The organism is Pelotomaculum sp. FP, from assembly GCF_004369245.1.
GTDB classification, from domain to species: Bacteria; Bacillota; Desulfotomaculia; order Desulfotomaculales; family Pelotomaculaceae; genus Pelotomaculum_C; species Pelotomaculum_C schinkii.
The window spans coordinates 1-7,839 of the sequence record NZ_QFGB01000095.1; the positions used below are offsets into that span (position 1 = coordinate 1).

At 40.1% G+C, this 7,839-nt stretch carries 11 protein-coding genes; 10 read left to right on the forward strand and 1 reads right to left on the reverse strand.

Features of this window, described 5'->3' with window-relative positions; genetic code table 11:
- Positions 1-148 precede the first annotated feature (148 nt).
- The gene (locus Psfp_RS20320) at positions 149-943 is read right to left on the reverse strand and encodes a tetratricopeptide repeat protein (protein WP_134220334.1); all 795 of its coding nucleotides are present in this window, start codon (positions 941-943) and stop codon (positions 149-151) included.
- Between the two features lie 1,601 nt (positions 944-2,544).
- On the opposite strand from Psfp_RS20320, the gene Psfp_RS20325 reads away from it, so the two are divergent.
- From Psfp_RS20325 to Psfp_RS20370, 10 genes are all read left to right on the forward strand, one after another.
- The gene (locus Psfp_RS20325) at positions 2,545-2,715 is read left to right on the forward strand and encodes a helix-turn-helix domain-containing protein (RefSeq protein ID WP_134220335.1); all 171 of its coding nucleotides are present in this window, start codon (positions 2,545-2,547) and stop codon (positions 2,713-2,715) included.
- 173 nt (positions 2,716-2,888) lie between these two features.
- On the forward strand, positions 2,889-3,347 hold the full coding sequence (locus tag Psfp_RS20330; RefSeq protein ID WP_134220336.1) for a hypothetical protein: 459 nt from the start codon (positions 2,889-2,891) through the stop codon (positions 3,345-3,347).
- Between the two features lie 96 nt (positions 3,348-3,443).
- On the forward strand, positions 3,444-3,650 hold the full coding sequence (locus tag Psfp_RS20335; protein ID WP_134220337.1) for a LuxR C-terminal-related transcriptional regulator: 207 nt from the start codon (positions 3,444-3,446) through the stop codon (positions 3,648-3,650).
- A gap of 17 nt (positions 3,651-3,667) precedes the next feature.
- Positions 3,668-3,955, forward strand: coding sequence for a DUF6809 family protein (locus tag Psfp_RS20340; RefSeq protein ID WP_134220338.1), 288 nt, complete (start codon positions 3,668-3,670; stop codon positions 3,953-3,955).
- Positions 3,942-4,121 carry a helix-turn-helix transcriptional regulator gene (locus tag Psfp_RS20345; protein ID WP_134220339.1) on the forward strand — a complete coding sequence of 60 codons (180 nt, stop codon included), beginning with the start codon at positions 3,942-3,944 and terminating at the stop codon, positions 4,119-4,121. Before Psfp_RS20340 ends, Psfp_RS20345 begins: the two co-directional genes overlap by 14 nt.
- A 14-nt stretch (positions 4,122-4,135) precedes the next feature.
- Positions 4,136-4,354: a hypothetical protein gene (locus Psfp_RS20350; protein WP_134220340.1), complete on the forward strand. Its 219-nt coding sequence runs from the start codon at positions 4,136-4,138 to the stop codon at positions 4,352-4,354.
- A 285-nt stretch (positions 4,355-4,639) separates the two neighbouring features.
- Positions 4,640-4,849, forward strand: a complete 210-nt coding sequence (locus Psfp_RS20355) for a helix-turn-helix domain-containing protein (RefSeq protein WP_243120830.1) — start codon at positions 4,640-4,642, stop codon at positions 4,847-4,849.
- A gap of 17 nt (positions 4,850-4,866) precedes the next feature.
- On the forward strand, positions 4,867-5,127 hold the full coding sequence (locus Psfp_RS20360; protein WP_134220341.1) for a hypothetical protein: 261 nt from the start codon (positions 4,867-4,869) through the stop codon (positions 5,125-5,127).
- 394 nt (positions 5,128-5,521) lie between these two features.
- On the forward strand, positions 5,522-6,556 hold the full coding sequence (locus tag Psfp_RS20365; RefSeq protein WP_134220342.1) for a S8 family serine peptidase: 1,035 nt from the start codon (positions 5,522-5,524) through the stop codon (positions 6,554-6,556).
- 696 nt (positions 6,557-7,252) lie between these two features.
- Positions 7,253-7,639, forward strand: coding sequence for a hypothetical protein (locus tag Psfp_RS20370; protein WP_134220343.1), 387 nt, complete (start codon positions 7,253-7,255; stop codon positions 7,637-7,639).
- The last annotated feature ends 200 nt before the right edge of the window (positions 7,640-7,839 follow it).

Here is a 7,839-nt window from a genome sequence, read left to right on the forward strand (position 1 = left end):
TCGCACACTCTTCGCTAATCAGAGCTGCAAGCTGCATTTCCTTTTCGTTTAACTGTGTCATGGTCATTTCTCCTTTTTGTTTTATATTGGAGATTATTCCCATTTACACAGTTGAAAATACAGCCTCGCTCCAACCCACCGGCTTTGTCTACTTATTTAAATTTGCAAGGTTGTTTTTGGCATATTCATTACTGTTATCAAACTCAAGGGCTCTTAAAAAAGAATCTTTTGCGTCTTTGAGTTGCCCTTTTTCCCAATAGCCAAGCCCTAAAACATTATATGCGGCAGATTTTTCCTGGTCGGACTTGGTTTTGTCCATAAAATTATTTGCATTGTTAATTGATTCATCATATCTACCTTGTTGTTGATAGACAACAGCCAGCCCATAATAGGGTCTAGCATAATCAGGGTTATATTTTATTGCTTGATTGAACGTACTAGCTGCCTCATTTAGGTTTTTGTCTTTACCTTTCCCTTCAAGATACATCCAACCAATATAATTATACAAATCGGGAATTTCCTGCTTTAAGTCGATTTCTTGATAAACCTTCCATTCGTTATTGCTTGCAACGACCTTTCTTTTATATGTTTCATTGGTTTCTTTGTTTTCTCTTGCATTATTAATGGTTTGAACAACGTTAAATTCAACGCTGTCCTTGACGGTACTAGTATTATCAATCTTTTCAACCTTAAAGCCTTTAAGTGGATAACATTCCCTTCGGAGTGAATTCAAAAGAATGAAATCTTCCTTGCTCACATTATTTTTGACCTCCTCAGCTAGTTTTTCATAAGCACTTTCAAAATTGCCATCAACGATATATTGGTAATACGCTTCCATTGCTTTTTTTGAGTCTCCCTTCGGAGATCCAGACGAGCAGCTAACTAATATCACACATGCTATGGCTGTAATTAGAAGTGTTAGTAAAACCCTGTATTTTCTCATGCCGTCACCTCCATAATATTTAAGGTTTATATATTATGTTTATTGTCAACATCCTTCATATTCGACAATACTTCCCATAATGTTACACCCACCACCTCCAAGCCTGATCTGGGTACACGACGAAGACCCTTTTAAACGCCTCATCCCGGCGTTTTTTCTCTTTCTCCCGGCGCTTATTCTCCCGGTCGATATATTCAGCGTCAGACAGGGGCTCTGCCGGCGCTCCCATTCGCAGAGACCGCGGGCAATCTCATAACCGAGGCTCATAATCAGGAAAGGTCGGTTTTGAGAACAGACCTTTGGATGTCTGCTCTCCTTCCTGGGTGGTCGTAATGACCCCTATATTGGAACTTTGGGGGTCTGCCGAAACGCTACACCGGTATTTTCTCCTCAAAATCGAGGAAAAAATAAATTTTTGCCGTAACGACTGCATTATGGTTATTTTACAGCAACCACACCATTTTATGCTGGAGAGGTTAGTTCCGATTTAAAATCGGAGCCTTAGAATTTGGTGGCGTAAATCTGCGCCGCCAGTTTTAAAGGGGTACATCATAACGAGTACACCGACAGAAAGTATCTGCTAAAAAAGGGATGGACGTTTTGGTCACCCCCTCTGTTAAAATTCGGCCAAGACTTTTTCCGAGGACGTAACGTCCACGGAAACTGGCGGCACAAACTTGCGCCGATAAAGTTTTCACCAAATAACATGAAAAAACATGAAAGAGATCTACTTTAGACCCTCAAATTTTAGTACGAGTAGGGCTAGAACTAAATCGATTAATGTATTCAGTTAACAAAGAATTTAGACGACAGAATTTTCGGCAGTTCCCATTTTAATCTCTTTTATTCTGATTTTGAGGAATTAGGAAACTTGGATGTGACATCCAAGTATACTGGCGGGAATCCCGCTAAAATATATCTTCTCAATGAACCGCAGGCGTCATATTTAATCACATTATTAGAAAACAACATGGTCGTGAGAAGGTTAAGTTGGAACTGGTAAAAGAATTTTATTATTGTCGTATCTTGTCGGAACTTTTGTCAAGGAAATAGTATATTCTTGCAGAATATTGGCAAGGAGGTAATATTTTGATGGCCCATTGTAGAAATAAAAACTTGAGAGCATTAATGGTAAATGGAGAGAATTATTAAGGAGGGGGTAAGTATTGAAATTCAGGGAAGATCTACAGAGGCTATCTATCTAAATTTATCATAACAAAGATACCGGTTGAAAAAGCTATGCAATTATCAGAGTCGTTCAAAACCGAAGCTGCACCCAAAAGCCATGGGGAGAGTAGAATATTCTTAAATTCCGTTGACGATCTGAGTAAACTGGATAGGCTAATTATTGAGTGCTTTGATAGTGTGACACAATAACTATTACCATGAACCAGTTTATATTTTTTTTAACTAGCTTCTCTAAAGGGATAATAAAAAATAATTAAGGTGGCTTTATGCCTGTGGAGTTTTGAGGGAAATAATGGGTGGCAATTGAAAAAGTTTTATAAGGGCCTCCGGGCTCTTTTCTTTTGCCCAAAATTTACATATTGGTATTGACATTAAGCAATATTAAGCAATATAATGCAATAAGGAGGTGAAAAATGGAAGGAAGGCTTTTGACAGAAAGACAATTATGTGAATGGCTCCAAATTACCCGTGCAACAGCCTGGCGATGGAGAAAGGAAGGGATGCCCTGCATTAAACATGGTAAAAGTATTAGATTTGAGAAAGACGAAATATTAAAATGGCTCAAAACAAACGGGAAAAATTAAAGCAGGAAGGCCCCACCGCCAAGTAGATCCTTCCTGCAAATGAGTGCCCCATGAGAGGCTATCTTTTTTATTATAACCTCCTCATGGTGGAAATCAAGCCATTTTCCAAAAATAGGGTATATTATTGTCCCCTATTGAGAGAATTATGGAAAAAACACAAGGGAGGTATTTTTGTGTCCACGATAATTGAAAAACCGTCCGTAAAGGCCAGTAAAATGAGTAGAGAAGACCTTGTGGCCTATATAGTAGACCAATTTATGGATGATTATAATAATCCTATTGGCCTGCTTTCAGAAAACGTAGCGAAGACCTGCGAGGAAGATCATCTAAAGGCAGTAAGCAAACTTGCTGATTTAGCTTTATCATGCGGAGCAGACAGGGAAAAGGTAAAAAAAGCAGCAGGTGCTATCGATGATAGGCTTCTCACTACTTATGTGCATGTTGGAGATCAGCTGTATTTCCATGGATTCATTGAAAGGTTAAAACTGATGGGACAATACGTGACCATGGGAGATATCCAGAAAGGAATAGATAAAGCAAATGACGAACGACACCGGGCGAACCTTGAATGGGTAAAACAAATAGAAAAGGAGCGCCTTTGCAGAGAAGTGGATGAAAAGTTTCGCGCATAGGAGAGAATTAGAGAATTCAGCAATAAAGTGGGCAAATGACATAATAGAAATATTTCAAAACCCAAAGAGAACCCAGCACTTAAAGGAGGTTTTCTTATGTCCAAATGCAATTTAACGCCGCGAGAAATCGAAATCGTTAAAAACATTGCTAACGGGGACCGCAACAAGGATATAGCAAGAAAGCTTTATATTTCTGAGAAGACGGTAAGAAATCACATTACCGACATTCATTATAAGCTGTCCCTGGAAAACCGTGTTCAGGTTGCAGCCTATGCTTTTAGAAATAGACTTGTAGACATTTAGGGAGGTGATTATTTCAAATGTTAAAAATCATGGAAAAGATCATCGATGCCCGCTGCGACGAGATCGGCATGACTGTCGCCGAGGACGAAGAGTTCATGAAGCGCTTTGACGATGTCCTTGACGCTCAGAAGTCAATTAACGATAAACTTCCACCGGAGGACAGGAACCTTGTCGATCGGCTTGAAGAGGCACAGGCTACACTTATGGGCATGGTAGAGCGTAAATATTATCTTGCTGGCCTCCAGGATGGGACAAGCCTGAAGCAACTTTTTACCAGGGAGGGTGTTCTCGATGTCGCCAGTTAAGCGGTTGCGGATTAAGAAAGGTCTGAGTCGGTCGGAACTTGCTGATAGAGTGCTTATTACTCCTCGCCACCTTGGACGTGTTGAAAGTGGTGAGTATAAATCTATTCGTCTTCTTGCGCGGCTTGCGAAGGAATTAGATGTGCCGGTTGAAAAGCTCGTTGGATAGGGGAGGCTGGTTTTATGGCAGAGAATTTAAAAGAAAAAAAATACCGCTGCCCCAAATGCAATAGGATGATATTTTACTACTCCTTAATAGGCAGGATGGAAATGTCAATTAAATGCCCAAGATGTGGGAGAGTCTTAGTAATCACAATCACAGAGGAGGGCGCCATGACGCTAGCATCCTTTAAAAGTAAGCGCTGGTTTCCTGAGCCTGTAGCGGTAGCAAATATAAATTAAGGCCAGGGGTTGGAGTCGGTCCCGCTACGGCGGGGCCGCTCCATAAAGAACGCCGCCAAGGCGATGGCGACCCAATTAAAAAGGCGAGAGGGCGAAGTTTTTAAAAGAATACTGGGGGATTAAGCGGAAACAACCAGAGGACACGACAAAATGTCGCCTCCTCAACAAAGCTTTCCGATGTGGCACATTCTTAAAACAAAAAGGTGGTGACAAAACTACAAAAAATTTCAAAAGTTCCGCAATGGTGACAGTAGTAGCCTCATCAACAAAAGGCAGGTGAAGTAAATGTTTAAAACACCTAAAAGCAACCTCCATATGTCGGTTCCTGAAGTGGCTGAAATATTAGGAATTGGAGTAGGCAGGGCTTACCAATATGCGAAGGAGGGGGTGTTCCCTGTTTTCAAGCTGGGAAAAAGGATACGGGTACCAAGAAAGCAGTTTTACGAGTGGTATGAAAAACGGATAACCGGAGGAGAGACCTCAGCAACCGGCTAAAGTGGGAGACAGACCCTGTGAGTCAGGAAATACCGGGAGGTAAGCGCATGCCACTACCGAAGGCGGCCGCTATTATGGGAGTGAATCCTCAGTTTTTACGGATAGCACTGCAACAAGGCAAGTTTCCATTCGGGGTGGCAGTAAAGCGGAAGAAATGGAATTACTATATTAATCCTGAGCAGTTTAGGGAGTATTTAAGGCAGCCGGTCGGTAGTAAATCATTCGAAAACCCAGCAAGCATGACAGTAGACCTGGCGGAAGAGAGAAAAGCTCAATAATCCTTAACCAGCTACAGGGTGGGATTGCATCAGGCCAGAGAGGCTGTTCTAAGCTGGTTCAGGAAGTCCTGGGCAGAGCCAGTCTGCAGTAGTGAGCTGGTTTTATTTTACCCGTAAAAGTAAAAAACCCATCTACATTTCAATTAAATAAACACAAAAAATCATTGAAATAACTATAAATTTAATAATTTTGTTATTGATGTTTAATGTATATTTGGTAAAATACTTTTACATAAGCTTGTCCGTGAATTTTTTTTGGTAAAATTTATTTATTTTTGCAGGAAAATAATTGATTTTTACCGAAGTATTTTTAAACCCCGCCTGGGATTTAACCCCTCGGACAACCAACTCTTTAACGTTTTAGAGGATCGGGGAGAGGTTAAGGGGACAAGCTATGGAACTAATTGTTAATCTAAAGAATAATCTGGATCAGGACGAAATAAAAATTATAAAAAGTCTTGGCGCAGAAATAGTTTATCAGTCTCAGTTTATACCATTGATAGGTGTAAAAGTTGACACTTCATCCAAAGGCGACCAAATAAAAAAGCTATCGTTTGTGGAAACTGTTAGAACTCCTTTAAAAGGGGAATACTTGGAGGGAGAGTTTCTTACCACGTATTTCTTCACTCCACCCGCAAGCAGGAGACCTCTATCTAATTCTAATTATCATGGGTGGGGAGATACAAGGGTGGTTGTGATAGACTCAGGAGTTAATCACCCGAGTGTAATTGAACATATTGATTTTACCAATACTGGGCACACGGACCAAGTTGGGCATGGAAGTTGTGTTGCCAATATTATTAAATATTTTGCTAAGGGCGTAAATCTTTACAGCGCCAAAGTTGGTAATGGCCAACCTGACGAACTTTGGGCAATGAGGGCTCTTGAATGGGCAGCGACAGAAAAGAAAGCACATGTTATCAATATTTCTTTTGGTTTTAAACAGAAACATAAATGTACAGGCAACTGCGATATTTCAAAAATTGTTAATGCTATAGTGTATGAAGGTGTCATTGTTACGGTTGCGGCAGGAAATGATGGGCCTAGCGTCGATACTTTAAGGTGTCCTTCATGCGCTTCAGGTGCGATCACTGTGGGCGCTCTAGAAAATGACAAAAAAGTTTCTGATTATAGTAGTAGAGGTCCATTAGGTGGTTCAAAACCAAATATTGTAGCGTCCGGTAGAGTTCAAATAGATGCTTATAATTTTGGAGGCACTTCATGCGCTAGTCCTGTTGTAGCTGGAACAGTGGCATCTGTTATAAAAAGCGTGAGTAATGTAAATATGATATATAGCGCCCTTTATGGTTCTGCGGATGATATTAAATTACCCAGACATGTTCAGGGTATGGGTGCCTTAAATATTGAAAAATTTACGGAGGCGATCAATCATGCAAGAATGGATCGTGCGCGTCAAGGACAAGAATAAGGCCAAAACGCTCTCAAAATATTGTAACATAATTTTTGTATCAAAGTTTATAAATACCATTGGGATTGAAGCCTCAGAAGTAATGGCCGAAAAAATTTCAAAAAATCCAAACGTTATATCAATAAGGCCTAGCGAAAAAGGACATTATCAATATCAGTAATAAGCCCCTGGTCACCAAGACTAGGGGCTTATTTTTTAAGCGTAGGCAATGTGTACATACCTCATAGATACCTCCAGGCTGCAAAATAAACCGTTAATTTGTTTATACCTGGGAAGATATAAACTTGTTTTGAATTTATGATAACAATGTAATGTATTTGTTCAGTAAGTTGGCTCCCAATATTTTTGGGAGCACCGAACCCTGGAAACCTTGACGTTATTGACGTAAGAGGTTTTTATCGTGGGAGCATTTTGGGAGCAAAGATCACTTTTCTGCTCCAAAATTGACCCCGGAGGACCATTTATAAGACTAAGAAAACCAGTCAGGACAAGCCTTTGCACACTTCGCCAAACTGCTCACAGAACATAATACGGACTTCTAATCCGTAGGTCGGGGGTTCGAATCCCTCCTGGGACGCCAGATAAGCATATCTTTCCGCTAAGGGAGAGATATGCTTTTTCGTCATTAAGTAGTTATGATATAATGACAGCAAAAAATGGATAATTAATGCGATCTGTCTAAAAGGAGGAATTACAATGACAGACCCATATGAAAAATTTGCTTACGATTACGACGAATTTGGCGATATATCTGATTATTTGGGAGACGAAAAGAATTTTTGTGAAGCGATATTTAAAAAATATAATGTTAAATCAGTTCTCGATTGCGCTTGTGGCACAGGACAGCATCTGTACATGATGAATAAACTAGGGATGGTCGTCGAGGGTTCGGATTTATATCATTCCGTAAAGCGTACGGAAAGCAACCAGTATGATATTTGCAATAAGATTCTCTTAGATGACGATTATAAAAACTTACTGGCGGATGCGGGATTCAGCAAGATACATATCTACGGTGACTACGAAATGCATAACTACGATAAGGATAGTAACTGGCGCATAATAATAATAGCGGAAAAGTAATTCTGTCTACCGCAATATAAAATGTACACATGGATGGAAAAAGAGGTCGATAGAGTCCATTGTAGCTATCTAAAGAGGCTGTATTTTCAACTGTGTAAATGGGAATAATCTCCAATATAAAACAAAAAGGAGAAATGACCATGACACAGTTAAACGAAAAGGAAATGCAGCTTGCAGCTCTGATTAGCGAAGAGTGTGCG

Excerpts from the sequence above, each read along its gene's own strand:
- Psfp_RS20325 (WP_134220335.1), top strand. The coding sequence starts at position 2,545 with ATGGAAGGAAGGCTTTTGACAGAAAGACAATTATGTGAATGGCTCCAA.
- Psfp_RS20355 (WP_243120830.1), top strand. The coding sequence starts at position 4,640 with ATGTTTAAAACACCTAAAAGCAACCTCCATATGTCGGTTCCTGAAGTG.
- Psfp_RS20340 (WP_134220338.1), top strand. The coding sequence starts at position 3,668 with ATGTTAAAAATCATGGAAAAGATCATCGATGCCCGCTGCGACGAGATC.
- Psfp_RS20365 (WP_134220342.1), top strand. The coding sequence starts at position 5,522 with ATGGAACTAATTGTTAATCTAAAGAATAATCTGGATCAGGACGAAATA.
- Psfp_RS20345 (WP_134220339.1), top strand. The coding sequence starts at position 3,942 with ATGTCGCCAGTTAAGCGGTTGCGGATTAAGAAAGGTCTGAGTCGGTCG.
- Psfp_RS20350 (WP_134220340.1), top strand. The coding sequence starts at position 4,136 with ATGGCAGAGAATTTAAAAGAAAAAAAATACCGCTGCCCCAAATGCAAT.
- Psfp_RS20320 (WP_134220334.1), bottom strand. The coding sequence starts at position 943 with ATGAGAAAATACAGGGTTTTACTAACACTTCTAATTACAGCCATAGCA.
- Psfp_RS20370 (WP_134220343.1), top strand. The coding sequence starts at position 7,253 with ATGACAGACCCATATGAAAAATTTGCTTACGATTACGACGAATTTGGC.
- Psfp_RS20335 (WP_134220337.1), top strand. The coding sequence starts at position 3,444 with ATGTCCAAATGCAATTTAACGCCGCGAGAAATCGAAATCGTTAAAAAC.